At 69.8% G+C, this 23,515-nt stretch carries 25 protein-coding genes; 22 read left to right on the top strand and 3 right to left on the bottom strand.

Annotated elements, in window-relative coordinates:
- Positions 1 to 248: 248 nt before the first annotated feature.
- The 7 genes from ACW9PK_RS01410 (at position 249) to ACW9PK_RS01380 (ending at position 5,384) form a co-directional block, all read left to right on the top strand.
- On the top strand, positions 249 to 680 hold the full coding sequence (locus ACW9PK_RS01410) for a LysM peptidoglycan-binding domain-containing protein (RefSeq protein WP_457016288.1): 432 nt from the start codon (positions 249 to 251) through the stop codon (positions 678 to 680).
- A 151-nt stretch (positions 681 to 831) separates the two neighbouring features.
- Positions 832 to 1,935, top strand: coding sequence for a histidinol-phosphate transaminase (locus ACW9PK_RS01405; protein WP_085106696.1), 1,104 nt, complete (start codon positions 832 to 834; stop codon positions 1,933 to 1,935).
- Between the two features lie 156 nt (positions 1,936 to 2,091).
- A complete protein-coding gene (gene hisB / locus ACW9PK_RS01400) occupies positions 2,092 to 2,709 on the top strand; it encodes an imidazoleglycerol-phosphate dehydratase HisB (RefSeq protein ID WP_144932642.1) in 618 nt (205 codons plus the stop codon).
- 17 nt (positions 2,710 to 2,726) lie between these two features.
- Positions 2,727 to 3,422 (top strand): imidazole glycerol phosphate synthase subunit HisH, encoded by a 696-nt coding sequence (gene hisH, locus ACW9PK_RS01395; RefSeq protein WP_318545576.1) that lies wholly within the window; start codon positions 2,727 to 2,729, stop codon positions 3,420 to 3,422.
- Positions 3,419 to 3,580: a hypothetical protein gene (locus ACW9PK_RS01390; protein WP_165489804.1), complete on the top strand. Its 162-nt coding sequence runs from the start codon at positions 3,419 to 3,421 to the stop codon at positions 3,578 to 3,580. The genes hisH and ACW9PK_RS01390 overlap by 4 nt, the downstream gene beginning before the upstream one ends.
- Before the next feature lie 108 nt (positions 3,581 to 3,688).
- The gene (priA, locus tag ACW9PK_RS01385) at positions 3,689 to 4,438 is read left to right on the top strand and encodes a bifunctional 1-(5-phosphoribosyl)-5-((5-phosphoribosylamino)methylideneamino)imidazole-4-carboxamide isomerase/phosphoribosylanthranilate isomerase PriA (RefSeq protein WP_457016287.1); all 750 of its coding nucleotides are present in this window, start codon (positions 3,689 to 3,691) and stop codon (positions 4,436 to 4,438) included.
- A 109-nt stretch (positions 4,439 to 4,547) separates the two neighbouring features.
- Complete coding sequence (locus ACW9PK_RS01380) at positions 4,548 to 5,384, top strand: SseB family protein (protein ID WP_457017142.1); 837 nt, start codon at positions 4,548 to 4,550, stop codon at positions 5,382 to 5,384.
- A 116-nt stretch (positions 5,385 to 5,500) separates the two neighbouring features.
- On the opposite strand, the gene ACW9PK_RS01375 is transcribed toward ACW9PK_RS01380, so the two are convergent.
- On the bottom strand, positions 5,501 to 5,971 hold the full coding sequence (locus tag ACW9PK_RS01375) for a DUF1844 domain-containing protein (RefSeq protein ID WP_457016286.1): 471 nt from the start codon (positions 5,969 to 5,971) through the stop codon (positions 5,501 to 5,503).
- A gap of 362 nt (positions 5,972 to 6,333) precedes the next feature.
- Between ACW9PK_RS01375 and infC the strand changes: the two genes are divergently transcribed.
- The 8 genes from infC (at position 6,334) to ACW9PK_RS01335 (ending at position 13,944) form a co-directional block, all read left to right on the top strand.
- Positions 6,334 to 7,284 (top strand): translation initiation factor IF-3, encoded by a 951-nt coding sequence (infC, locus tag ACW9PK_RS01370; RefSeq protein ID WP_457016285.1) that lies wholly within the window; start codon positions 6,334 to 6,336, stop codon positions 7,282 to 7,284.
- Positions 7,285 to 7,402: 118 nt separating this feature from the next.
- Positions 7,403 to 7,600, top strand: coding sequence for a 50S ribosomal protein L35 (gene rpmI, locus ACW9PK_RS01365; RefSeq protein ID WP_035963278.1), 198 nt, complete (start codon positions 7,403 to 7,405; stop codon positions 7,598 to 7,600).
- A gap of 92 nt (positions 7,601 to 7,692) precedes the next feature.
- On the top strand, positions 7,693 to 8,079 hold the full coding sequence (gene rplT / locus ACW9PK_RS01360; RefSeq protein WP_035963276.1) for a 50S ribosomal protein L20: 387 nt from the start codon (positions 7,693 to 7,695) through the stop codon (positions 8,077 to 8,079).
- Positions 8,080 to 8,087: 8 nt separating this feature from the next.
- Positions 8,088 to 9,044 carry a TrmH family RNA methyltransferase gene (locus ACW9PK_RS01355; protein WP_457016284.1) on the top strand — a complete coding sequence of 319 codons (957 nt, stop codon included), beginning with the start codon at positions 8,088 to 8,090 and terminating at the stop codon, positions 9,042 to 9,044.
- Between the two features lie 48 nt (positions 9,045 to 9,092).
- Complete coding sequence (locus ACW9PK_RS01350; RefSeq protein ID WP_193519667.1) at positions 9,093 to 9,536, top strand: (deoxy)nucleoside triphosphate pyrophosphohydrolase; 444 nt, start codon at positions 9,093 to 9,095, stop codon at positions 9,534 to 9,536.
- 149 nt (positions 9,537 to 9,685) lie between these two features.
- A complete protein-coding gene (gene pheS, locus ACW9PK_RS01345) occupies positions 9,686 to 10,744 on the top strand; it encodes a phenylalanine--tRNA ligase subunit alpha (RefSeq protein ID WP_064845938.1) in 1,059 nt (352 codons plus the stop codon).
- 4 nt (positions 10,745 to 10,748) lie between these two features.
- On the top strand, positions 10,749 to 13,301 hold the full coding sequence (gene pheT, locus ACW9PK_RS01340; protein ID WP_457016283.1) for a phenylalanine--tRNA ligase subunit beta: 2,553 nt from the start codon (positions 10,749 to 10,751) through the stop codon (positions 13,299 to 13,301).
- 31 nt (positions 13,302 to 13,332) lie between these two features.
- The gene (locus tag ACW9PK_RS01335; protein ID WP_206399279.1) at positions 13,333 to 13,944 is read left to right on the top strand and encodes a hypothetical protein; all 612 of its coding nucleotides are present in this window, start codon (positions 13,333 to 13,335) and stop codon (positions 13,942 to 13,944) included.
- Positions 13,945 to 14,013: 69 nt separating this feature from the next.
- Here ACW9PK_RS01335 and ACW9PK_RS01330 read toward each other — a convergent pair whose 3' ends face one another.
- The gene (locus tag ACW9PK_RS01330; protein ID WP_457016282.1) at positions 14,014 to 14,991 is read right to left on the bottom strand and encodes a quinone oxidoreductase family protein; all 978 of its coding nucleotides are present in this window, start codon (positions 14,989 to 14,991) and stop codon (positions 14,014 to 14,016) included.
- Between the two features lie 204 nt (positions 14,992 to 15,195).
- On the opposite strand from ACW9PK_RS01330, the gene argC reads away from it, so the two are divergent.
- The 6 genes from argC to ACW9PK_RS01300 are packed head-to-tail and all read left to right on the top strand — an operon-like array spanning position 15,196 to position 21,214.
- On the top strand, positions 15,196 to 16,245 hold the full coding sequence (gene argC / locus ACW9PK_RS01325; RefSeq protein ID WP_064845981.1) for an N-acetyl-gamma-glutamyl-phosphate reductase: 1,050 nt from the start codon (positions 15,196 to 15,198) through the stop codon (positions 16,243 to 16,245).
- A 44-nt stretch (positions 16,246 to 16,289) separates the two neighbouring features.
- The gene (argJ, locus tag ACW9PK_RS01320) at positions 16,290 to 17,495 is read left to right on the top strand and encodes a bifunctional glutamate N-acetyltransferase/amino-acid acetyltransferase ArgJ (protein WP_457016281.1); all 1,206 of its coding nucleotides are present in this window, start codon (positions 16,290 to 16,292) and stop codon (positions 17,493 to 17,495) included.
- 10 nt (positions 17,496 to 17,505) lie between these two features.
- Positions 17,506 to 18,456, top strand: a complete 951-nt coding sequence (gene argB / locus ACW9PK_RS01315; protein WP_085106707.1) for an acetylglutamate kinase — start codon at positions 17,506 to 17,508, stop codon at positions 18,454 to 18,456.
- Positions 18,453 to 19,715 carry an acetylornithine transaminase gene (locus ACW9PK_RS01310; RefSeq protein WP_457016280.1) on the top strand — a complete coding sequence of 421 codons (1,263 nt, stop codon included), beginning with the start codon at positions 18,453 to 18,455 and terminating at the stop codon, positions 19,713 to 19,715. Before argB ends, ACW9PK_RS01310 begins: the two co-directional genes overlap by 4 nt.
- A 36-nt stretch (positions 19,716 to 19,751) precedes the next feature.
- Entirely contained in the window at positions 19,752 to 20,723 is a 972-nt protein-coding gene (argF, locus tag ACW9PK_RS01305) for an ornithine carbamoyltransferase (RefSeq protein ID WP_457016279.1), read from the top strand.
- On the top strand, positions 20,720 to 21,214 hold the full coding sequence (locus tag ACW9PK_RS01300) for an arginine repressor (protein ID WP_064845925.1): 495 nt from the start codon (positions 20,720 to 20,722) through the stop codon (positions 21,212 to 21,214). Before argF ends, ACW9PK_RS01300 begins: the two co-directional genes overlap by 4 nt.
- 106 nt (positions 21,215 to 21,320) lie before the next feature.
- Here ACW9PK_RS01300 and ACW9PK_RS01295 read toward each other — a convergent pair whose 3' ends face one another.
- The gene (locus ACW9PK_RS01295; protein ID WP_085106711.1) at positions 21,321 to 21,752 is read right to left on the bottom strand and encodes an ankyrin repeat domain-containing protein; all 432 of its coding nucleotides are present in this window, start codon (positions 21,750 to 21,752) and stop codon (positions 21,321 to 21,323) included.
- A gap of 199 nt (positions 21,753 to 21,951) precedes the next feature.
- On the opposite strand from ACW9PK_RS01295, the gene ACW9PK_RS01290 reads away from it, so the two are divergent.
- Entirely contained in the window at positions 21,952 to 23,466 is a 1,515-nt protein-coding gene (locus ACW9PK_RS01290) for a long-chain-fatty-acid--CoA ligase (protein ID WP_144932667.1), read from the top strand.
- The last annotated feature ends 49 nt before the right edge of the window (positions 23,467 to 23,515 follow it).

Here is a 23,515-nt window from a genome sequence, read left to right as displayed (position 1 = left end):
CACCCTGCGGTGGGCCGCGGAGGCCGCTTATGCGTGTCGGAGACGTGGGGTCAACTAACTCCTGTGTGACCTCGAGCTTAACCCGCGCGCGTCCCCGGGTTCAAATATGTGTTCGAAAAGGTCCTCGACAGCATTCGTACACCCGTGCTAGAACTGTGGGTAGAGATTCGAAAATGTGTTCTAAATACGCTTCGCGTTCGAACACCGCCACCTTCGGGTGGATCCGGTCAGATCACCAGGAGGTAGCCATGACCGCTCTCACCTTGTCGCGATCCGTTCGTTCCGCCACGGCTGCGTCCTCCGCCGCCGTGCGCGCTCGTACGTCGGCCCGTGCCGCGTCCGTCCAGGCCGCCCCGCGCGCCGCTCATTCGCCGCTGCAGCTCACCCGCCGCGGCCGGTTCTTCCTGATCGGACTGCCCTTCGTCACGGGAGCGGCGGCCCTGTTGGTAGTCGCCGCCGTCTTCCTGCTGCCGCCCACGGTCAAGGCATCCACGGAACCGGCGGGGGCGCCCGTGACCCACGGTGTCACGGTGCAGGCGGACCAGACCCTGTGGGAGATCGCCGCCGTCGCGGACCCGCAGCGGGATACCCGAGAGGTCATGAACGACATCGCCGAGCTCAACGGTCTGACGTCCTCCACCCTGCGCACCGGTCAGGTCCTGGAGGTCCCGTCCCGCTGACGGTGACCCGTCGGTGACGTGATCCGTCGGTGCCAAGTGAGCGACTCCTGGTGCGCCGACAAGCTCCGGGCGGTGTCACGACTGGTCCGGGAATCGACACACCGTGAGACGTCGTGTGACCGGATATGCACTGAGTCCATAGACTGGTCTGGTGAATTCTCGTGATGATTCCCTCGAAGCCCTTCCGCTGCGCGACGACCTGCGGGGCCTGTCTCCCTACGGTGCTCCCCAGCTGGAAGTCCGTGTCGCACTGAACACTAACGAGAACACCCATCCGGTTCCCGAGCCCGTGGTTCGGGCCGTCACGCGGCGCGTCACCGATACCGCGGCGTCCCTGAACCGCTACCCGGACCGGGACTTCACCAATCTGCGGACCGCCCTAGCGTCCTATCTGGGTCACGAGCTGACCGAGGACAATCTGTGGGCCGCCAACGGGTCCAACGAGATCCTGCAGCAGATCCTGCAGGCCTTCGGTGGGCCGGAGCGCTCCGTGTTGAGCTTCGTCCCCACGTACTCGATGTACCCGTTGCTCGCCCTCGGGACCGGAACGCGGTTCATCGCGGGGGAGCGCGCCGCGGACTTCTCCCTGTCCGCGGAGTCGGCGGCACGCCAGGTGGGCGAGCACGCCCCAAACATCGTGTTCCTGTGCTCGCCCAACAACCCCACCGGGACCGCGCTCGGACTGGACGTCGTCGAGGCCGTGTACGAGGCGGGGGAGGACCGCAACACCATCGTCGTCGTGGACGAGGCCTACGCCGAGTTCGCGCGCTTCGGAACCCCCTCGGCGCTAACCCTGCTTCCCGGCCGTCCCCGGCTCATCGTCACGCGCACCATGAGCAAGGCGTTCGCGTTAGCGGGTGCACGGCTCGGGTACTTCGCCGCGGACCGCTCCGTCGCGGACGCTATCCGCCTCGTGCGCTTGCCGTATCACCTGTCCTCAGTGACCCAGGCGACCGCACTGGCCGCACTCGAACACCACGAGACACTGCTCGGCACGGTCGAGGACATCAAGCTGCAGCGCGACCGGATCGTGGACGAGCTCAAGCGACTGGGCCTGACCCCCGCCGAATCCGATTCCAACTTCGTGTTCTTCGAGTGCGGCGGGGACGCCCACGCCATGTGGCAGGGTCTGCTCGACCAGGGCGTCCTCGTGCGGGACGTGGGGATCCCCGGCCACCTACGGGTCACCGCCGGGACGGAAGCGGAGACCACCGCGTTCCTCGAGGCCGTGGAGTCCTACCTCGCCCGGTCCTGAGCCGGACCGTCCGGGCCAATATTCTGAGCCGGCCCGGCTCGTCTCGAACCGTGGGACCGGTCGGGCCGCGGCCCCATGGTTCCACCCCAGCCATCTAGACTGGACCCGCCCGCCGAGCCGTCGCCGGGCGCCGTCCCCGAGGAGATGTCGTCTTTCATGAGCGCAGTCGAGAACCACCGCACCGCCACGGTGGAACGTGTGACCAGTGAATCCACCGTGCGCGTGAGCCTGGACCTGGACGGGACGGGTACGTCCTCGATCGAGACCACGGTGCCGTTCTACAACCACATGCTCACGGCACTGTCCAAGCACTCCCTGATCGACCTGGACATCCAGGCCCACGGGGACACGGACATCGACGTCCACCACACGGTCGAGGACACAGCGATCGTCCTGGGTGATGCGCTGCGCCAGGGACTCGGGGACAAGCGGGGGATCCGCCGTTTCGGGCAGGCCACCGTGCCGCTCGACGAGGCACTCGCGTCCGCCGTGGTGGACGTGTCCGGGCGGCCCTACGTGGTGCACACGGGTGAACCGGAGGGCCAGCAATACCACTTGATCGGTGGTCACTTCACCGGGTCGATGACCCGCCACGTCTTCGAGTCCCTGGCCTACCACGCCCAGTTGTGCCTGCACGTGGAAGTGATCCGCGGCCGCGATCCGCACCACATTGCCGAGGCCCAGTTCAAGGCGCTTGCGCGGGCGTTACGCGAAGCCGTGGAGCCCGACGCCCGCATGGCCGGCGTGGTCCCGTCCACCAAGGGCGCACTGTGAACGGGGCGGAGCAGAACATGACGGAGGCGCCGAGCGTTGTCGTCCTGGACTACGGCGCGGGCAATGTGCGATCTGCCGTGCGCGCCCTCGAGGAGGCCGGCGCGCGGGTGGTGCTGAGCGCCGATCCGCGCGACGTCATGGACGCGGACGGTCTCGTGGTCCCGGGCGTGGGCGCCTTCGCGGCCGTCATGGAGGGATTGCGCGCGGTGGACGCCCCGCGGCTCATCGATCGCCGGTTGAGCGGTGGCCGTCCGGTGCTGGGGATCTGCGTGGGCCTACAGGTCATGTTCGACCGCGGCGTGGAACACGGTCACGAGTCCGAGGGACTGGCACAGTGGCCCGGGACCGTGGAACGCCTCGACGCTCCGGTGGTCCCGCACATGGGCTGGAATGAGGTGCGCCCGCCGGAGGGCTCGGTACTGTTCCGCGGCATCGAGGGCGAGCGGTTCTACTTTGTGCACTCCTACGGGGTGCGGGAGTGGGAATTCGACCAGAGCATTGAGCACATGGCGCCCCCGGGCGTCACCTGGTCCGAGCACGGGGCGCCCTTCGTGGCCGCCGTGGAGAACGGTCCGTTGAGCGCCACGCAGTTCCACCCCGAGAAGTCCTCCGCGGCGGGGATCGCCCTGCTGCGCAACTGGCTGTCCACGCTGCCGCGCACCGGACGCATGGCCGGGCGCATCCCCGCACCGGGTTCGGGGGTCCCGGCATGACCGCATCGGTGCTGCTGCTCGTGGCGGGGGCGTTCTTCGTGGGCGGGGCGATCTCCTTCCATCAGCAGCGCAAGCCGCTGTGGAGCGTGGTGTTGCTCGCGTTTGTGGCCCTCGTGTTGATCGGCTACGGGGGCTACTCGTGGTTCACGAGCGTGTGAACCGGGCGTAGTGCCGTCGTCAACGGGTACGGGGCGCGCGCCGCACCGCGACAATCCAATCAACCACCGGACCACCACGGCGCCCGCGGGCGCCACGTGAGGAGAGACATGACCGAGACCACCGAACGCCGTTTGGAACTGCTGCCCGCGGTGGACGTGCAAGGGGGCCAGGCCGTGCGCCTGGTCCAGGGGGAGGCCGGCTCCGAGACCGGCTACGGCGATCCGCTCGAGGCCGCCCTCGCGTGGCAGGACGCGGGCGCCGAATGGTTGCATCTCGTGGACCTCGATGCCGCGTTCGGTCGCGGTGACAATATCGACGTCCTGCGCCGGGTCGCCGCGCACCTCGACCTCAAGATCGAGATGTCCGGCGGGATCCGGGACGACGAGTCCCTCGAGCGCGTCCTGTCCCTGGACCCCGCGCGCATTAACCTGGGCACGGCGGCGCTCGAGAATCCCGAGTGGACGCATCGCGTAATCGCCGAGCACGGGGACAGGATCGCCGTGGGTTTGGACGTGCGCGGCACCACGCTCGCCGCGCGCGGCTGGACCAAGGACGGCGGCGACCTGTGGGAGGTGCTGGAGCGCCTCGAGGCCGACGGCTGCGCGCGGTACGTGGTCACCGACGTGACCAAGGACGGCACGCTGCGCGGGCCCAACACCGAGCTGCTGGCCGAGGTCGCCCGCCGCACGGACAAGCCCGTGGTGGCCTCGGGCGGGATTTCGTCCCTCGAGGACCTCGCCGCGCTGCGCGAGCTCGTCCCCGCCGGCATCGAGGGCGCGATCGTGGGCAAGGCACTCTACGCCGGCAAGTTCACGCTTGCGCAGGCCCTGGACGTCGCCGGTCGCCCGAGTGCCTGAGCACCGCGCGGATCGCGGGCCCGGACGCGAAGCGCACCCGCCCTCCGGGCGCGGTGATCACGACGTTTCCGGCCCCAGCGCACGCGTTTCCGGGGCCGACGGCGCTCGCATCCTTCCCGCGCACATCGCCGCTCAGCTGCGCTCGGCCGGTGGCCCCACAGACACCGGCGGTCAGTCGTGGGAGGGTCGCAATTTGGGGGAGGGTACGAGCCACACCCACCAGTTTCCCGACGACCCCGGCACCGCGGACCCGAGTGTCGCCTGCGCACTTGACGCATGGCGCGCGGGGACAGTGGGCGAGGAGGAGGTCGTGGCCGCGCTCGCCGGGATCCGGGTGTTCGTGCCCATCGTGGCGCAGGTGTCCCAGTCCCACATCACCGAGGACGGTCTGGTCTCCGACAAGGAAGCGGACATGGCCCTCGTGAGCTTGCAGGCCGCCGACGGCCGCAAGGCCCTGCCGGTGTTCACGTCCACCAATGCACTGACCGCATGGAACTCCCGGGCCCGACCGGTCGCCGCGGACATCCGCCGCGCCGCGCTGTCCGCGGTGCAAGACGGCTCCGCGCTGCTTGTCGTGGATCCGGGGACGGATCCGGCCTTCGTGGTCCGGCGCCCCGCCCTGTGGGCCGTGGCGCAGGGACACGAGTGGACGCCGTCGTACCGGAATGTCGCGGTGGACGACGCCGTCACGCGCGCGGCACTCGGGCGCTCGGAGATCGTGGCGGCGCTCGCCGGACCGGGTCGCGGTGTGAATGCCGCGCGGTCCGGCGGCGCCGCGTTACGCGGTGGGGGCGAGGGCCCGGAGCTCACGGTCACCCTGCAGCTGCGGGTGGGGCTGTCCGCCGACGAGGTGCAGGCAGCAGTGGGGCATTACCAGCAGCAGCTCGCGGCCCAGCCCGTCATGGCGGAGGCGGTGGATTCGATCGAGGTCCGGCTCACCGCGTGAGGTCACTGCATGAGATCACAGCGTGACGTCGCCGTCTGACGTCACCAAGAGGAACGCGGCGCACGACCACCGGTCGCGCGCCGCGTTCCTTAAAAGGACTTCAACGGGATCGACGCTCAGCCGTAGACCGGGCCCGTGAACTTCTCGCCGGGTCCCGCGCCGGGGGCGTCGGGGAACGGGGAAGCCTCGCGGAACGCGAGCTGGAGGGACTTGAGGCCGTCGCGTAACGGGCCCGCGTGCTGGGAGCCGATCTCGGAAGCGGCCGCGGTGATCAGACCTGCCAGGGCGATGATGAGCTTGCGCGCCTCGTCCAGGTCCTTGAGTTCCTCGGCGTTCTCCTCGGCGGCCAGACCGCACTTCACGGCGGCGGCGCTCATCAGGTGAACGGCGGCGGTCGTGATGACCTCGACCGCGGGGACCTCGGCGATGTCACGCATCTGGTTGTTCACCTCGGCGAGGGTCTCGTCTGACAGTGCATCGGGATCGGAGGCGCCGTGGTCGTGGGCGGTGTCGTGACCGTGGGCGGGACCCTGGGACGATGCGGTGTCGGTGAATTCGAAGCGCTCGGAGCGCGGCTGCTCGGACATGGGACCACTGTAGAACAGCGACCTCGCCCGGCGTGGGGCCGTCCCTCGACTGGCCCCGACGCCCCCGCATGCGTTATATTGGTGGGCAGTGTGCAAGCGGAGATGACTCCCACCCGCCGCCGCCCGCCGAGTGACGCGATTACACGGCACAAGGTGCCCGGGTTCGTGACCGAACGACCACGCCGTTTTCATGACGGTCGTGTCATCTCGGTCTCTGTGTGGTTCTCACCTCCGCTCGCGCGTGCCGCAGCGGAGGTTTTTCGTTGTGGTCCAGGACCCAACCACGGGGAAACCCACGAACTCAGGAGCTTGGCATTAGCGATCCACGTATCAATGACAGAATCCGTGTCCCGGAAGTCCGCTTGGTCGGACCTGGCGGCGAGCAGGTCGGCATCGTTCGCGTTCAGGACGCGCTGCGGCTGGCCCGAGAATCGGATCTCGATCTGGTCGAGGTCGCACCCAACGCCAAGCCCCCCGTGGCCAAGCTCATGGACTTCGGCAAGTACAAGTACGAAGCTGCGGTCAAGGCTCGTGAGGCGCGCAAGAACCAGGCCAACACGGTGCTCAAGGAAGTGCGTTTCCGGTTGAAGATCGACACGCACGACTACGAGACCAAGGTGGGTCACGCCAAGCGCTTCCTCTCCGCGGGGGACAAGGTCAAGGCCATGATCCAGTTCCGCGGTCGTGAGCAGCAGCGCCCCGCGATGGGTGTGCGCCTGCTCGAGCGGCTCGCGGAAGACGTCGCCGAGGTCGGTGTCGTGGAGACCGCGCCCCGCGTGGACGGTCGCAACATGGTCATGGTCATCGGTCCGCTCAAGAACAAGGCGGAGGCTCGCGCTGAGGCCCGCAAGCAGAAGCAGCGGGAGACGTCGCAGTACGAGAACCAGCGCAAGCAGCGGGTGGACACCTCTACTGCCGAGTCCGTGACCCAGTCCATCGGGGACGCGTTCCCGGCAGAACTGCGTCAGGCGGCCACCGTGCAGGCGGAGAGCTCGCAGAGCGCTCCGATCGCGGCGGAGGACAAGGTCCAGGAGACCGTGGCGCCGGCGTCCGGTACCGAAGCCACCCAGGCTCCGGCGCAGCCCGAGGCTTCTGCACAGCAGGCCACCGCGGACGCCAAGGTCGCAGCGGCCAAGCCGGCGGCGGCGCAGGCGGGTACCGCATCGGCGTCGTCACCCAAGCCCGCAGCGAGCCCCAAGCCCGCTGCAAGCGCGAAGCCGAGTGCGAAGCCCGCACCCGCCACGCCGAGCGCGGCGGCCAAGCCCGCGGCGCCGAAGCCTGGGGCTCCCAAGCCCGGGCCCGCCAAGAAGTAATCGCGGCACAGGAATTGACAGCGTTGGGCGTGTGATCGCCCGACACCAGCGTGGTCGCGGCCGTGTGCCGCGACCCACCGGTGTGCCCCACCGGTCGATGTAAAAGGAGACGGTCACCATGCCGAAGATGAAGACCCACAGCGGTGCCAAGAAGCGTTTCAAGCTCACCGGTTCGGGCAAGGTCAAGCGCCAGCAGGCCAACCGCCGCCACTACCTGGAACACAAGTCCTCGCGTCTGACCCGCCGTCTCGCGGGCGACCAGATCGTCTCCACCCCGGGTGAGGCCAAGGCCATCAAGCGGATGCTGGCCAAGTAGGCCCTTCCTCTTCCATTTCGTCAGCGCCGCGTTTGCGCGGCGGGTAGTCATGTTCCGGCAGGGGTCGGAACCGAATCGTTAGGAGTACGCACGTGGCACGTGTGAAGCGGGCGGTCAATGCCCACAAGAAGCGTCGTGAAGTTCTGGAGAAGGCCTCGGGCTACCGCGGTCAGCGGTCCCGGTTGTACCGCAAGGCCAAGGAGCAGATGCTCCACTCGTACACCTACTCCTACAACGACCGTCGCAAGAAGAAGGGCGACTTCCGTCGGCTGTGGATCCAGCGCATCAACGCCGCCGCCCGCGCGAATGGTCTGACCTACAACCGCTTCATCCAGGGCCTGAAGGCCGCTGAGGTCGAGGTGGACCGTCGCATGCTGGCCGAGCTGGCCGTGAGCGACGAGAACGCGTTCGCGACTCTGGTCCGCGTGGCCAAGGACGCCCTGCCGGAGGACACCTCCGCGCCCCGCACCGCCGCCTGAGTGCCGCTGTGACGTTCGTCGAGCGCCTGGAAGACCGGTTGCTGTCCAACCCCCGAGCCGATCGGGTCAAGGACGTGGCCGCGTTGACCAGGCGCTCGATGCGTTCCAAGCGCGGATTGTTCCGCGCCGAGGGCCCGCAGAACGTGCGCGAGGCGGTCCGTCTCGCGCTCGCGGATCTCCCCGCTCCCGGGCTGCCGCGGCTCGACGCCGTGTACGTGACCCTGCAGGAACTCGACCGGCACCCGGGGATCGCTGCGGATCTTGCCGCGGTCGCCGACCGCGGTGACGTGTTCGTCCGGGCGGTCACCCCGGAGGTACTCGCGGCCATGACCGATGCGGTCACGCCGCAGGGGATGCTGGCGGTGTGCCGCTTCCCTTCCTCTGCTTTGGACGCGTCTGAGGCGTCGGGCTCCTCTGACGACGTCGCTCGCGCCCTCGGTGCCGCACGCCTGGTGGGCATGCTGGTCCGGGTGCAGGACCCGGGTAACGCCGGCACCGTGATCCGTACCGCGGACGCCGCCGGCGCAGATGCCGTGCTGTGCACTCCCGGCACCGTGGACCCGTTCAACCCGAAATCCGTGCGCTCCTCTGCGGGGTCGCTGTTCCACGTCCCGGTGTTCACGGGCATGGAACTCGCCGCGGTCGTCGCGGCGGCTCGTGAGCACGGCATGGGTGTGCTCGCCGCGGACGGTTATGCCTCCATGACGGTCTCCGAGCTGGCCGACGCCGCGATGCTGCGCGCCGCGGGCATTTCTTCGGGGGACGTGGCGTATCCCCTCGAGCAGCCCACCGCGTGGCTGTTCGGTAATGAGGCGCAGGGACTGTCGGAAGCGGAGGTCGCGGCCGCGGATCTGTCTGTGGCGGTGCCGCTGTACGGGGCCGCCGAATCGCTCAACGTGGCCACCGCCGCGACCGTGTGTCTGTATGCATCGGCGCAAGCCCAGCGCCGGATTTTCGATCGCTGACGCTTCTCTCTCCGCGCTGTCCGAATTGTCGGTGACACACTGAACACCATGACTTCCGATCTCCCCGCGCGCTTCCGGACCCAGGTGGTCGGGGTGGCCCTGCTCGACGACGCACATCACCCCACCGCGTTCCTCGCCGCCCAGCGCGCCTACCCCGAGACATTGCGCGGGCTGTGGGAGTTCCCGGGCGGCAAGCAGGAACCGGAGGAGAGCGCCGAGGACGCACTCGTGCGCGAATGCGCGGAGGAGCTGTCGGTGCGGGTGGAGCTTCTGGCTGAAATCTCAGGCCCCCATGCTCAGGGATGGCCACTGTCCGAGAAGGCCGCGATGCGAGTGTGGACCGGAACCACTGCGGATACACCCGTGGTGGGCACCGATCACCTGGCCGTGCGGTGGGTTCCGTCGAGCGACCCCGACGCCGTACTGGCCTTGCCGTGGATCCCGGCGGACCTTCCGATCGTGCGGGCATTGCTGGGACAGCTCGCCCCATGACCCCGCCGGGTCAGCGGACGCCATGGGTCCTCCACTAGACTGACCCTGCCCGCACCGGCCACGCTGCGGGCATTTGCACGAAAAGCGGCTCACCCACCGGGGGAGCGAGCTCGTGAGAACACCGTCCGCCAGTAGGAACGCGAGAAACCATGTCCGAGACCACACCGTCCGCCGCGGTGGACCCCACCGACGAGGCCGGGGTGACGGCCGCCCTCGAGCACGCACTGCGTGAGATCGAGGCCGCCGCCGACCTCTCCGAGCTGAAGACCGTTCGCCTGGCCCACACGGGGGAGAAATCCCCGCTGGCGCTGGCCAACCGTGCGATCGGTGGGCTGGACAAGGCCGCCAAGGCCACCGCGGGCAAGCTGGTGGGGCAGGCCCGCGGACGCGTGAACAAGGCGCTCGCGGCACGCGCCACCGTGCTCGAGGAGGAGAGGGATGCCCGCATCCTCGTGGAGGAAGCGGTGGACGTCACGGCGGCCACGCGGCGTCGTCGGCTGGGCGGACGGCACCCCCTGACCAACCTGATGGACCACATCGGGGACATCTTTGTGGGCATGGGCTGGGAGGTCGCGGAGGGACCGGAGCTCGAACACGAGTGGTTCAACTTCGACTCGCTGAACTTCAAGCCGGACCACCCGGCGCGGCAGATGCAGGACACGTTCTTCGTGGACCCGCCGTCGTCACACCTGGTGCTGCGCACCCACACCTCGCCGGTGCAGATGCGCTCGCTGCTGGAGCGCGAGCTGCCGGTGTATGTGGTGTGCCCGGGCAAGACCTACCGCACGGATGAACTGGACGCGACCCACACCCCGGTGTTCCACCAGGTGGAGGGCATCGCCGTGGACGAAGGGCTGTCCATGGCGGACCTCAAGGGCACCCTCACCCACTTCGCGCGCACCATGTTCGGCCCGGAGGCCGCGATCCGGTTGCGGCCCAACTACTTCCCCTTTACCGAACCCTCCGCGGAGCTGGACGTGTGGCACCCCACCGCCAAGGGCGGACCGCGGTGGATTGAGTGGGGTGGCTGCGGCATGATGCACCCCAACGTGCTGCGGGCCGCGGGGATCGACCCCGAGCGCTACTCGGGGTTCGCGTTCGGCATGGGCATCGAGCGGACCCTGATGTTCCGCAACAACGTCCCGGACATGCACGACATGGTCGAGGGCGACGTCCGTTTCAGCGAACACTTCGGGATGGAGATCTAGAGCAATGCGAGTTCCTTTGTCATGGCTGCGCGAGTACGCGCCCGTTCCCGAGGACGCCACCGCGGAGGACGTCCTGGCCACCCTCGTGAAGGTGGGTCTTGAGGAGGAGGACGTCCACCGCCCCTCCGACTCCCTCTCCGGTCCGATCGTGGTGGGCCAGGTGCTCTCCATGGAGCCGGAGACCCACTCCAACGGCAAGACCGTGAACTGGTGCTCCGTGCGCGTGGTGCCGGAGGGCCATGAGCAGACGCTGACGGGCAAGGGCATCGACCCCTCGGGCGTCCAGGGAATCATTTGCGGTGCCCACAACTTCTCGGTGGGTGACAAGGTGGTCGTCGCCCTTCCGGGTGCGGTGCTGCCGGGTGACTTCCGGATCTCCGCGCGCAAGACCTACGGCCACATCTCGGCAGGCATGATCGCCTCCGTGCGCGAGCTCGGCATTGGCGACGACCACGACGGCATCCTGGTGCTGTCTCGGATCGGGCTGGACCCCGAGATCGGCTCCGACGCCCTGGAGCTGCTGGGTCTCTACGACTCGGCGGCGGAGGTCAACGTGACCCCGGACCGCGGGTACGCATTCTCGATCCGCGGGATCGCCCGCGAGTACTGCCACGCGGTCCGCGCACCGTTCGCGGATCCCGTGGCGGAGCTCGCGCCGCGGGTGCCCGCGTCCACCGAGGACGGGTTCCCCGTGACCGTGTCCGACGACGCCCCGATCCACGGCCGCGCCGGGTGCAACCGCTTCGCGGTGCGCATCGTGGAGAACGTGGATCCATCCATCCCGTCCCCGCAGTGGCTCGTGTCGCGGTTGCGCCTGGCCGGGATCCGCTCCCTGAGCCTGCCCGTGGACATCTCCAACTACGTGATGCTCGAGTACGGCCAGCCGATCCATAACTACGACGCGGACACCCTGCAGGGCGGGATTACCGTGCGCCGTGCGCGGGCCGGAGAGAAGCTGACCACGCTGGACGACAAGTCCCGTGAGCTGAACACCGAGGACCTCGTGATCGCGGACGAGTCCGGTCCCGTGGGCCTCGCCGGCGTCATGGGCGGTGCCGCGACCGAGGTCGGGGAGAACACCACGCGCGTGCTCGTGGAGGCCGCGCGCTTCGACGAGGTCTCGATCGCCCGCACCGCCCGCCGACACAAGCTTCCCTCGGAGGCGTCCAAGCGATACGAGCGCGGCGTGGACCCGCAGCTCGCACCGGTTGCTGCGCAGCGCGTCGTCGACCTCCTCGTGGAGCTGGCCGGCGGCACGGACTCCGGGCGGGTCACGGACGTGGACCACACGGACCGCCCCGCCGCGATCGAGCTGCCCGCGGGCTACCCTGCGGCGCGCGTTGGAGTGGACTACTCTCCAGAGGTCGTCGAGCGCAGCCTCGTGGCCATCGGCGCCGAGGTCACGGAGACCGCGGACGGCTGGACCGTGGTCCCGCCGTCGTGGCGCCCGGATCTGCTCGAGAAGGAGGACCTCGTCGAGGAGGTCGCGCGTCTGGACGGCTACGACAAGATCCCCGATCGCCTCCCCGTGGCGCCTCCCGGGCGCGGCTTCACGCGCTCGCAGGCCGCGCGACGCCGCGTGGCCAACACGCTCGCGGCCGCCGGGCTCACCGAGGTGCTCAGCTACCCGTTCGTGTCCCAGGCGGACAACGACCTGTGGGGCAGCGCGGACGGTGAGCACGTGGCGTCGATCAAGCTCGCGAACCCCATCAGCGAGGCCCAGTCCCTGCTGCGGGTGAGCATCCTGCCCGGGCTGCTCGAGGTGCTCAAGCGCAACCACTCGCGCGGACTGCGGGACCTGGCCCTCTACGAGATGGGCCACGTGTTCCTCGCGGACGGCTACACCCCGGACACCCAGCCCATCCCGCCGCTCGGCGTGCGCCCGGCCGCTCCGGAGCTCGAACGGCTCGACGCCGCCGTCCCCGACCAGCCGCGCAGGCTCGCCGCGGTGCTCACGGGGCACGACGCCGCTGCAGGCCCGTGGGTTGCGCCGCGCACCCTGGACTGGCAGGACGCGCTCGACGTCGCCGTGCTCGCCACACGCAGCGTGGGCGTGGAGCTGAGGGTCACCCAGGGCTCGCATCACGCGTTCCACCCCGGGCGCACCGCGCAGCTGAGCACTCAGGACGGCGCCGTGATCGGTATGGCGGGAGAGCTGCACCCCAAGCTCGTCGCGGCCCAGGGGTTGCCCGAGCGCACGTGCGCCGTGGAACTCGACCTGTCCGCGCTGCTCGATCGTGAGGCCTCGGCGGTCACCGCCCAGGTGATCTCGGGCTACCCCGCGGCCACCCAGGATGTCGCACTCGTGGTGGACGCGAGCGTCCCCGCGGCGGACCTGCTGACCACGGTGCGTCGGGGAGCGGGCGAGTTGCTCGAAGCCGCCGAGGTCTTCGACGTGTATGCGGGCAAGGGCATCCCCGAGGGCAAGAAGTCCGTGGCGATCGCCCTGCGGTTCCGGGCCGCGGACCGTACCCTCACCGCGGACGAGGCCTCCCAGGCCCGTGAGAACGCGGTGGATGCGGCCCACAGGGAGCACGGCGCTGAGATCCGAAGCTGATCACCCCCCACCAGCCAGGAGAAGTCATACCGTGAGCCACGACACCCAGGAACTTATCGATTTCGACGAGCACGACCAGGAGACACGACCCGGTGGTGCCCGAGGATGGTGGATCGTCCTCATCGTGCTGCTGGGGGCAGTCGTGACCCTGGCGCTGGGGTTGGCCTCGGCGTTGTCCTTCGACAAGGCCTCCCGGCTGGAGGAGTGGGCGGGGGAGTCGATGGTCGTCTCCGGGACGTACCAGACGCTCACCAAGGACCTCGTGACCCAGGACTACAACGGGATCTACGCGGGCATCATGCCCAAGAACGAGCTGACCGAACGCTACCCGTTCGACAACCGGCTCGACGATCCTGTCAAGAAGACCGAGGGGAACCAGATCACGTTTCGCGGCACCCAGACGGGTGTCCAGGACTCCGACTTCCCGCGGGAGGTGGACGCCCTGCTCGCGGAGCAGAACGGTCACCTGACGGTCGTGGAGACGGGCGAGCCCGGCTCCTACGGGGACAGCGGGGTGACGGACTCGATGGTCACCGGCCAGCGGGTCCGCGCCGCGGCACTCGGGGTGGGCGCGCTGTTCTGCATCGGCCTCACGGCCTGGGGTGCGCGCCGCGTGCACCGCGGGGTGCGGGCAGGTACCTAGATCTCCGCTCCGGCGCAAGCCGGTGGCGCACCGCCCCGTGGGCTCCCGGACCCACGGGGCGGTGTCGTCTCACGGCAGCAGCAGGAGCTTCCCCTGCGTGCCGCGGGATTCGAGGTCGTGGTGCGCGGTGGCGGCGTCGTCGAGCGGGTACGTGGCGCCCACCCGGACCTCGAGGCCCCCGGAGGTCACGGCGTCCATGAGCTCGCCCCAGCGCCACGTGCGCTCGTCCCGGTCCCGCGTGTAGTAAGCCAGGGACGGGCGGGTCACGTAGAGCGCCCCGGAGCTGTTGAGCCGCTGCAGGTCCAGCGGGGGCACCTGGCCGGAGGAGCCCCCGAAGAGCACGGTGGTCCCGCGCACGCGGGTGGCCGCGAGGGACTCGTCGAAGGTCGTACGGCCCACGGAGTCATAGACCACGTCCGCGCCCAGGCCGTCCGTGAGCTCGCGCACGCGCTCGGCGAAGCCCTCGTAGCCGAGCACGTGGTCCGCGCCGAGGCGCTTGGCCGTCGCGGCCTTATCCGGGGTGGAGGTCAGCGCGATCACGGTGGCGCCGATGCGCTTGAGCAGCTGGATGGCGAGCCCGCCCACACCGCCGGAGGCCGCCGTGACCACCGCGGTCTGCCCGGGCTGCACGGGGAACGTGGACCGCACCAGGTAGTGCGCCGTGAGTCCCTGCAGGGGCAGCGCACCGGCGGTCTGAGGGTCCATGCCGTCCGGCACGGGTAGCGCCTTGTCCTCCTCCACCGTGAAGAACTGCGCGTACGTGCGGGTGGCCTCGGAGGTTGCCACGCGCTGACCGGTCCGCACGGTGGTGACCTCTGAGCCCACAGCCACGACCTCGCCGGTGCCCTCTGAGCCTGCCGTGAACGGGAAGTCCACGGGGTACACACCGGAGCGCTGGTAGGTCTCGATGAAGTTCACACCGGTGGCCTCGGTCCGCACGAGGACCTCCCGGGGGCCGGGCTCGGGGACGGGCACCTCGGCCGGGCGCAGCACCTCCGGGCCGCCGGGCTCCTGCGCGACGATCGCCTGCATCGTGGTCTCGCTCATGGTCAGTTCCTCCTCGCAGCGGGGTGCCGTGCTCGCAGAGGGGCACGACGGCGTCCCCGTCAGTCTCGCGCTGCGGCACCTCCCGGCACAAGGCAGTGCACGTCGGGGCGGTCGGCGGGGCGGGCGGTCACCCGCGCGGAGATTTGGAACGCGTTATGCATAAATATTGAGTGGAGTGCATAGGAATACGGTATGGTGGAGCCCATGACCTACACCGCTGCAGTCTCAGGCGCCACCGGCTACGCGGGGGGAGAGGTGCTCCGTCTGCTGTGCGGGCACCCGGACATCGAGATCGCCACCGTGGCGGCCCACTCCTCCGCCGGGCAGAAGCTCGGGGCGCTCCAGCCGCACCTGCACGCGCTCGCGGACAGGGACGTCGTCGAGTCCACCGCGCAGAACCTCACGGGCCACGACGTCGTGTTCCTGGCCCTGCCCCACGGTCAGTCCGCGGCGCTGGCCGAGCAGCTGCCCGCAGGCACGGTCGTGATCGACGCCGGGGCGGACCACCGGCTCGAGTCCGCCGAAGCGTGGGGAGCGTTCTACGGCTCAGACCACGCCGGCACGTGGCCCTACGGGCTGCCCGAGCTGCTCGTGGACCCGAACGGCCGCAAGCAGCGAGAGAACCTGCCCGGCGCCACCCGGATCGCCGTCCCTGGCTGCTACCCCACGGGATCGCTGCTCGCGCTGGCACCCGCGCTGGCGGCGGGACTGGTGTCTCCCCAGGACATCGTGATCGTGTCCGCGTCCGGGACCTCGGGCGCGGGCAAGGCCCTGAAACCTCACCTGCTCGGTGCCGAGACGATGGGGGGGATGTCCCCGTACGGCGTCGGCGGCGGGCACCGGCACACCCCGGAGATCGAACAGGGGCTGGGATGGGCGGCAGGTGAGGGCGTGCGGATCTCGTTCACCCCCACCCTGGCCCCCATGCCCCGCGGCATCCTCACCACGGCCACCGCCGCGCTGCGCCCGGGCACGACCGAGGAAGCTGTGCGCGAAGCCTACCGCGCCGCGTACGACGGCGAGCCGTTCGTCCACCTGTTGCCCGAGGGGCAGTGGCCCACCACCAAGTCGGTCCAGGCCTCGAACCACGTGGCGCTGCAGCTGGCCGTGGACCCGCACGCCGGGCGGCTCGTGGTGAGCGCGGCCATCGACAACCTGACCAAGGGGACGGCGGGAGCCGCCGTGCAGTCCCTCAACCTGGCCCTCGGTCTCCCCGAGACCTCGGGCCTCGCCGCGCAGGGCGTGGCACCGTGAATCCCGGGTTCCCGCTCGACCGCCCGTCCGAACCAGGAGCTGCGATGTCCTCGCACAACCCCTTTCCCGACGTCTCCGTGAGCACCGACTCCGGCGTGTGCGCCGCGGCCGGTTTCAGCGCCGCTGGCGTGGTGGCCGGCTTCAAGAAGTCGGGTGGCCGTGACCTCGCCTTGGTGGTCAACACCGGGCCCGACGACGCCGCTGCTGCCCAATTCACCAGCAATCGCGTGGCCGCCGCCCCCGTCCACTGGTCCCGCGAGGTGATCCGGCAGGGCCGTGCCCGCGCGGTGGTGCTCAACTCGGGCGGGGCGAACGCGTGCACCGGCCCGCAGGGCTTCCAGAACACGCACGAGACCGCCGAGCTGGTGGGTGGGCAGCTGGGCATCGGAGCAGGGGAGGTTCTGGTGTGCTCCACCGGGCTGATCGGGGAACAGCTGCCGATGGACGTCGTGCGCGGCGGGGTCCCGGCCGTCGTGGCCGCGCTCGCACCCGGGCAGCGTGCCGCGGCGGAGGCCGCGGAGGCCATCATGACCACGGACACCGTCCCCAAGCAGGCCTGCGTGAGCGGTGCAGGGTGGAGCGTGGGCGGCATGGCCAAGGGCGCGGGCATGCTGGCACCGGGGCTTGCCACCATGCTCGTGGTCCTCACGACCGACGCCGTCCTGAGCGCGGAGGAGCTCTCGCTCGCCCTGAAGGAGGCGTGCCGTGTCACGTTCAACCGCGCGGACTCGGACGGGTGCATGTCCACCAACGACACCGTGGTCCTGATGTCCTCCGGCGCCTCGGCGCAGCGCCCGGATCAGGGGGAGCTCACGCACGCACTGACCGCGGTGTGCCACAACCTCGCGCAGCAGCTGATCACGGACGCGGAGGGCGCCTCCCACGACATCGCGATCACCACGGTGGGTGCGGCCACGGAGACCGAGGCGGAGGACGTCTCCCGCACGGTGGCCCGCTCCAACCTGTTCAAGACAGCGGTGTTCGGTAACGACCCCAACTGGGGGCGTGTGCTCTCGGCGGTGGGCACCACGGACGCCCAGTTCGACCCCGACCGGATCGACGTCACCATCAACGGCGTGACGGTGTGCCGCAACGGCGCGATCGGTGATCCGCGCGAGGGCGTGGACCTCGCGGCGTCGCGCGCTGTGGACGTCCTCATTGACCTCAAGGCCGGGGACGCGAGCGCGACCGTGTGGACCAACGACCTCACCCATAACTACGTCGAGGAGAACAGCGCCTACTCCAGCTAGCGCGCCCACCATGTCACGACTCAGCGATAACACCAGGTACGAGACGGCCCGCTCGAAGGCGGAGACCCTCATGGAGGCCCTGCCGTGGATCCAGCGCTACGCGGGATCCACCATGGTCTTCAAGTACGGCGGCAACGCCATGATCAACGACGACCTGCGGCGCGCCTTCGCGGAGGACATGGTTTTCCTGCGCCACGTGGGCATCCGCCCGGTCGTGGTCCACGGCGGCGGCCCGCAGATCAGCGCGATGCTCGAGTCCCTGAACATCCCGTCCGAGTTCAAGGACGGTCTGCGCGTGACCACGCCCGAGGCCATGTCGGTCATCCGCATGGTCCTCACCGGGCAGGTGGGGCGGGAACTCGTGGGCCTGATCAACGCCCACGGCCCGTACGCGGTGGGCATGTCCGGCGAGGACGCGGGGCTGCTGCAGGCGCGCCGCGTGCGCACCGGGTCCGACGGCGCGCCCCTGGACCTCGGTCTCGTCGGTACCGTCACGCGCGTCAACACGGTCGCGGTCGAGCAGCTGCTGGACATCGGCAAGATCCCGGTCATCGCCTCGATCGCCCCGGAGCTCGCGGATTCGGACGACGACGCCGCGGGGCGGGGTGCGCTCACGGGGCAAGTCCTCAACGTCAATGCGGACACGGCGGCCGCCGAGGTCGCCGTGGCCCTGGGCGCGGAGAAGTTCGTGGCCCTCACAGACGTCGAGGGGCTCTACGCGGACTGGCCGGATCGCTCGTCGCTGATCTCGTCCCTATCCGCGGCGGAACTGCGTGAGATGCTGCCGGAGCTCGAATCGGGGATGATCCCCAAGATGCGGGCGGCTCTGCGAGCGGTGGACGGCGGTGTGCCGCGCGCGAGCATCGTGGACGGGCGCACGGAGCACTCGTCCCTGTTGGAGATCTTCACGGACACGGGTATCGGCACAGAGGTCACACCGGACGGAGTTGAGCACTCATGAGCAACCAGGACGAACTGCTGGGGGAGTACAAGGAACACCTTCTTGGAGTGTTCGGGGATCCATCACTCGTGCTCGTGTCGGGCGAGGGCGTGCACGTCACCGATGCCAACGGCAAGCGGTACCTCGACCTGCTCGCGGGGATCGCGGTGAACGCCCTGGGCCACGCGCACCCCGCGTGGGTGCGGGCGGTCTCGGAGCAAGCGGGAACCCTTGCGCACATCTCCAACCTGTTCACGTCCCCGGGCAGTATCCACCTGGCCGAGAAACTGCTCAAGGTCACGGGGGCGCCCGAGGGCTCCCACGTGTTCTTTGCGAACTCGGGCTCGGAGGCGAACGAGGCCGCGTTCAAGCTCGCGCGCCGCCACGGCCGCGCGCACCCGGACGCGCAGGGTCGGCCCCGGACGCGTGTGCTCGCACTCGAGAACTCGTTCCACGGCCGGACCATGGGATCCCTGTCACTTACGGCCAAGGCGGCCTACCGCGAACCGTTCGAACCGCTGCCCGCCGGGGTCACCCACATCCCGGCCACGGCGGAGGCCCTCGAGCGCGAACTCGACGACACCGTGAGTGCGGTGATCGTAGAACCCGTCCAGGGCGAGGCCGGCGTGCACGGGCTACCCGAGGGGTTCCTGGCACTGGCCCGCAGGCTCACGCAGGAGCGCGGTGCACTGCTGATCGTGGACGAGGTGCAGTCCGGGATGGGCCGCACCGGCGCGTGGCTCGCCGCCACCGCCCAGCTGCCCCGGGGTGAGTTCCCGGATGCTGTGACGTTCGCCAAGGGGCTCGGTGGCGGGTTCCCCGTGGGGGCCATGCTCACGGCGGGACCGGAGGTCTCGGCCCTACTGGGAGCGGGTCAGCACGGCACCACGTTCGGGGGCAACCCCCTGGCGATGGCCGCGGGACTCGCGACTGTCACGACCCTCGAGAACGAGAACCTGCTCGTCAACGCCCGGGAGGTGGGAGCCCACCTCGCGCAGCGGCTGCGGGAGGTTCCCGGCGTGGGGGAGGTCCGCCAGTACGGTCTGTTGGTCGGCGTGGACCTCGTCGCGGAGAACACCGAGGACGCGGAGAACGCCGGGACCTCCGGGAACCCCATGGCCCAGCGCGTCGTCGCCGCCGCGCGCGAGGCGGGATTCATCCTCAACGCCACCGGACCCACCACGCTGCGTCTGGCGCCGCCTCTCATCATCACTGCGGAGCAGGCGGACACATTCGTCGAGGCCCTGCCGCATGTGCTCGAGACCGTCCGCGCCCGCTGAGCCCCGGACAGCACCACACCCGAAGGAGAATCCCCCGTGCCCCGTCACTTCCTGGTCGACACCGATCTCACCCCCGAGGAACAGTCCGGGGTCCTGGACCTTGCCGCCGCGCTCAAGGCGGACCGGTTCTCCCGCCGCCCGCTCGCGGGTCCGCAGACCGTGGGGATCATCTTCGACAAGACCTCCACCCGCACCCGCGTCTCGTTCGCGGCCGGGGTGAGCGACCTGGGCGGCAACCCGCTGATCATCAACCCGGGGGAGTCCCAGCTGGGCCACAAGGAAACCGTCGCGGATAGCGCCCGCGTGCTCTCCCGGATGCTCGCGGCGATCGTGTGGCGCACGTACGCGCAGTCCGGGCTCGAGGAGATGGCCGAGTTCAGCGACGTCCCGGTGATCAACGCCCTGTCCGACGACTACCACCCGTGCCAGATCCTCGCGGACCTGCTGACGCTGCGCGAGGAGTTCGGGGACGTGGCCGGGCGCACCCTGGTTTACCTGGGGGACGCCGCCAACAACATGGCGAACTCCTACCTGCTCGGCTGCGCCACGGCCGGCATGCACGTGCGCGTGGCCGGACCGGAAGGCTACCTGCCGCGCGAGGACGTCGTCGCCGCGGCCCGCGAACGTGCCGAGCTCACCGGCGGCTCGGTGCTCGTGACCACGGACGCGAGAGAGGCGCTGGAGGACGCGGACGCCGTCGTCACCGACACGTGGGTGTCCATGGGCCAGGAGAGCGAGAAAACCGAGCGCGCGCAGATCTTCACGCCGTACTCCGTGACCTCCGAGGCCATGGCGCTCGCGGCCGACGACGCCGTGTTCCTGCACTGCCTGCCCGCCTACCGCGGCTTCGAGGTCGCCGCGGACGTGATCGACGGCCCCGCGTCCCGGGTGTGGGACGAGGCCGAGAACCGGGTGCACGCGCAGAAGGCCCTGCTCACGTTCCTGCTGGATTCCTCGGGACTGGCCGCGGACCTGCCCGCCGCCTTGCGCCGGGAGGAGGCACGGTGAGCATCCCCACGACCAAGACGGCGCGCCAGGCCCGGATCCTCGAACTTGTGACCGGAGGAGACGTCCACTCGCAGGCCGAACTGGCCGAACTGCTCGCGGCGGACGGCATCCAGGTGACCCAGGCGACCCTGTCCCGGGACCTCGTGGAACTCGAGGCGGTGCGCGTGCGCTCCGCGAGCGGGGGCATGGTCTACGCGGTTCCCCAGGCGGGGGTGGACCGGTCCCCGACCAGCGGCGTCACCCGCGAGAGCACCGACGCCAAGCTCGCCGCACTGTGCCGCGAGCTGCTCGTGACGGCCGAGGGCAGCGCCAACCTCGTGATCCTGCGCACCCCGCCCGGGGCCGCGCAGTACTTCGCCTCGGCGATCGACCACTCGCTGCTCCCCGAGGTGCTCGGCACCATTGCCGGGGACGACACCATCATGGTGGTCAGCCGGGATCCCCAGGGCGGGGAGCAGCTCGCGCGGAAGTTCCTGGACCTCGCCCGCTGAGCGCGCCCACCAGGCACGCGGACGCCGCCCGCGCGCCGTCCGCACCCGTGCCACCTCCCGGCGGTGGGCCCCCAGCCCCTGGAAGAGCAGGTGCCGTCCGCCCGGTTCAGGCCTCGCGCGTCTCGTAGCTCTCCAGCAGCGGCAGCAGGTGCTCCTGGCCGAAGACGCGGGCCACGTCCTGTGCGTGCTGGTGACCCGTGGCCTGGCCCGCCCCCGCCTCGAGCAGCGCGCGGGCAATGGGCTCGTTGCCGCGGAACACCGCACAGACCAGGGCAGTGAAGCCCATGTCGCTCACGCGCTCGGTGTCCGCGCCGCGGGCGAGCAGCATGGCCACCGTCTCCTCGCGCTCCAGGTACGCCGCCAGGTTCAGCAGGGTGTCCCCCTTGCTGTTCGTGAGGTTGACCGGCACCCCGGCGTCGAGCGCAGAGCTCAGCAGCTGGGTGTCGCCGTTGCGGGCGGCATCGAACAGGGATGAGACGTAGGCCAGCTCCGCCTCGGTGAATTGGGGGCTCTGCGCGTTGCTGTGCTGGTCGGTCACGGGGGATCCTCCTGTGCGGGGGCCACGGCCCGTGGCCCGGGAACGAATTGACGGGATTGCGGAGAGCGGCGGCCGGGGCTCGTCGCGTGCGGCGCTGTCTAGTGTCGCACGCGGAATCCGGGCGGGGTCGACGTTTGACTCGAATATCCGATACGGGCAGTATCACGTGTTAGAACTCACACCGTCTTCTGGAGGACCCATGACCAACCTGGCTACCCTGCTCACCACCTCGGCCGCCCAGTACACGTCCGATCCCGCGATCATTCTCGACGAGCTGCACATGACCTACGGGCAGCTGGACGATCTCTCCGCCCGCGGCGCGGCGCTGCTCAAGGCCAACGGCATCCGACCGGGGGACCGCGTGGCCCTCGTGCTGCCCAACGTGCCCCACATGGCCGTGCTGTACTACGCGATCCTGCGCGCCGGCGGCATCGTAGTCCCCCTCAACCCCCTGCTCACGCCCCGAGAGCTCACCTACCACTTCCAGGACTCTGGGTGCTCCTTCGTGCTCGCGTGGGAGGACATGGCGCAGGCCAGCCAGAAGGCGGCCGAGGAGATCGAGGGCCTCAACGTGCTGCCCATCAGCGCCCGCGGAACGGTGGAGCGCCTCCAGGGTGTGGATCCCGACCGTGACGTCGTGGAGCGTCAGGACTCGGACACGGCCGTGCTGCTCTACACGTCCGGGACCACCGGCCGCCCCAAGGGGGCGGAGCTGACCCACCACAACCTGCTCACCAACGCCGAGGTCTCCGGCGAGGTGTTCAACCTGCACCACGGGGACGTGATGTTCGGTGGGCTGCCCTTCTTCCACGTGTTCGGCCAGACGGTGGCGCTCAACGGCGTGATCTGCAGCGGTGCGGCCGTGACTCTGCTGCCCCGCTTCCACCCGGGCAAGGCCCTGGAGATCCTGCGCCGCGACGGTGTCACGATCTTCGCGGGGGTCCCCACCATGTACGTGGCCCTGCTGCACCAGGCCAACCAGGACCCGCAGGCCGTCGAGGGCGTGGACCTGCGTGCCGGCGTGTCCGGAGGGTCCCCCATGCCCGTGGAGGTCATGGTCAAGTTCGAGAAGGTCTTCAACACCACCGTGTTCGAGGGGTACGGGCTGTCCGAGACCTCGCCGGTGGTGTGCTTCAACCAGCCGGGCAACGAGCGCAAGCCGGGCTCCATCGGCACGGCCGTGCGCGGTGCGGAGCTGCGCGTGGTGGACGGGGACGACCAGCAGGTCCCCACCAACGAGGTCGGTGAGCTCGTGGTGCGCGGGCAGTACGTGATGAAGGGCTACTGGAACAAGCCCGAAGCCACCGAGAACGCGATGCGCGGCGGCTGGTTCCACACCGGTGACATGGCCCGCGAGGACGAGGACGGCGCGTTCTTCATCGTGGACCGTAAGAAGGACATGATCCTGCGCGGCGGTTACAACGTGTACCCGCGCGAGGTCGAGGAGGCCATCTACCAGTTCCCCGGCGTGGTGGAGGCCGCGGTGCTGGGGGTCCCGAGCGAGAAGCACGGCGAGGAGGTCGGGGCCGTGGTGGTCTTCGAGTCCGGGGTGCTCGAGTCCAAGGGCCGCGAGGCGCTCACGCAAGAGCTGGACGCGTTCGTGCAGGAACGGGTGGCCAAGTACAAGTACCCCCGCATCTACCGCGTCACGGACGAGCTGCCCAAAGGCCCGACGGGCAAGATCCTCAAGCGCGAACTGACCCTCGATGCATAAATACTGATTGCTGTGTATAGTCATGCATGAGCCGCGGGGCACTCCCGCG

It is taken from the genome of Kocuria sp. MNB10 (genome assembly GCF_054073685.1).
This window is presented reverse-complemented; position numbering and strand designations above follow the sequence as displayed.

Coding starts and splice junctions, on each gene's coding strand:
- ACW9PK_RS01350 (WP_193519667.1), top strand. CDS start 9,093: ATGACTTCCGATCTCCCCGCGCGCTTCCGGACCCAGGTGGTCGGGGTG.
- hisB (WP_144932642.1), top strand. CDS start 2,092: ATGAGCGCAGTCGAGAACCACCGCACCGCCACGGTGGAACGTGTGACC.
- hisH (WP_318545576.1), top strand. CDS start 2,727: ATGACGGAGGCGCCGAGCGTTGTCGTCCTGGACTACGGCGCGGGCAAT.
- ACW9PK_RS01310 (WP_457016280.1), top strand. CDS start 18,453: ATGAGCAACCAGGACGAACTGCTGGGGGAGTACAAGGAACACCTTCTT.
- pheS (WP_064845938.1), top strand. CDS start 9,686: ATGTCCGAGACCACACCGTCCGCCGCGGTGGACCCCACCGACGAGGCC.
- argJ (WP_457016281.1), top strand. CDS start 16,290: ATGTCCTCGCACAACCCCTTTCCCGACGTCTCCGTGAGCACCGACTCC.
- rpmI (WP_035963278.1), top strand. CDS start 7,403: ATGCCGAAGATGAAGACCCACAGCGGTGCCAAGAAGCGTTTCAAGCTC.
- ACW9PK_RS01330 (WP_457016282.1), bottom strand. CDS start 14,991: ATGAGCGAGACCACGATGCAGGCGATCGTCGCGCAGGAGCCCGGCGGC.
- ACW9PK_RS01410 (WP_457016288.1), top strand. CDS start 249: ATGACCGCTCTCACCTTGTCGCGATCCGTTCGTTCCGCCACGGCTGCG.
- pheT (WP_457016283.1), top strand. CDS start 10,749: ATGCGAGTTCCTTTGTCATGGCTGCGCGAGTACGCGCCCGTTCCCGAG.
- ACW9PK_RS01390 (WP_165489804.1), top strand. CDS start 3,419: ATGACCGCATCGGTGCTGCTGCTCGTGGCGGGGGCGTTCTTCGTGGGC.
- ACW9PK_RS01290 (WP_144932667.1), top strand. CDS start 21,952: ATGACCAACCTGGCTACCCTGCTCACCACCTCGGCCGCCCAGTACACG.
- ACW9PK_RS01375 (WP_457016286.1), bottom strand. CDS start 5,971: ATGTCCGAGCAGCCGCGCTCCGAGCGCTTCGAATTCACCGACACCGCA.
- priA (WP_457016287.1), top strand. CDS start 3,689: ATGACCGAGACCACCGAACGCCGTTTGGAACTGCTGCCCGCGGTGGAC.
- argB (WP_085106707.1), top strand. CDS start 17,506: ATGTCACGACTCAGCGATAACACCAGGTACGAGACGGCCCGCTCGAAG.
- argC (WP_064845981.1), top strand. CDS start 15,196: ATGACCTACACCGCTGCAGTCTCAGGCGCCACCGGCTACGCGGGGGGA.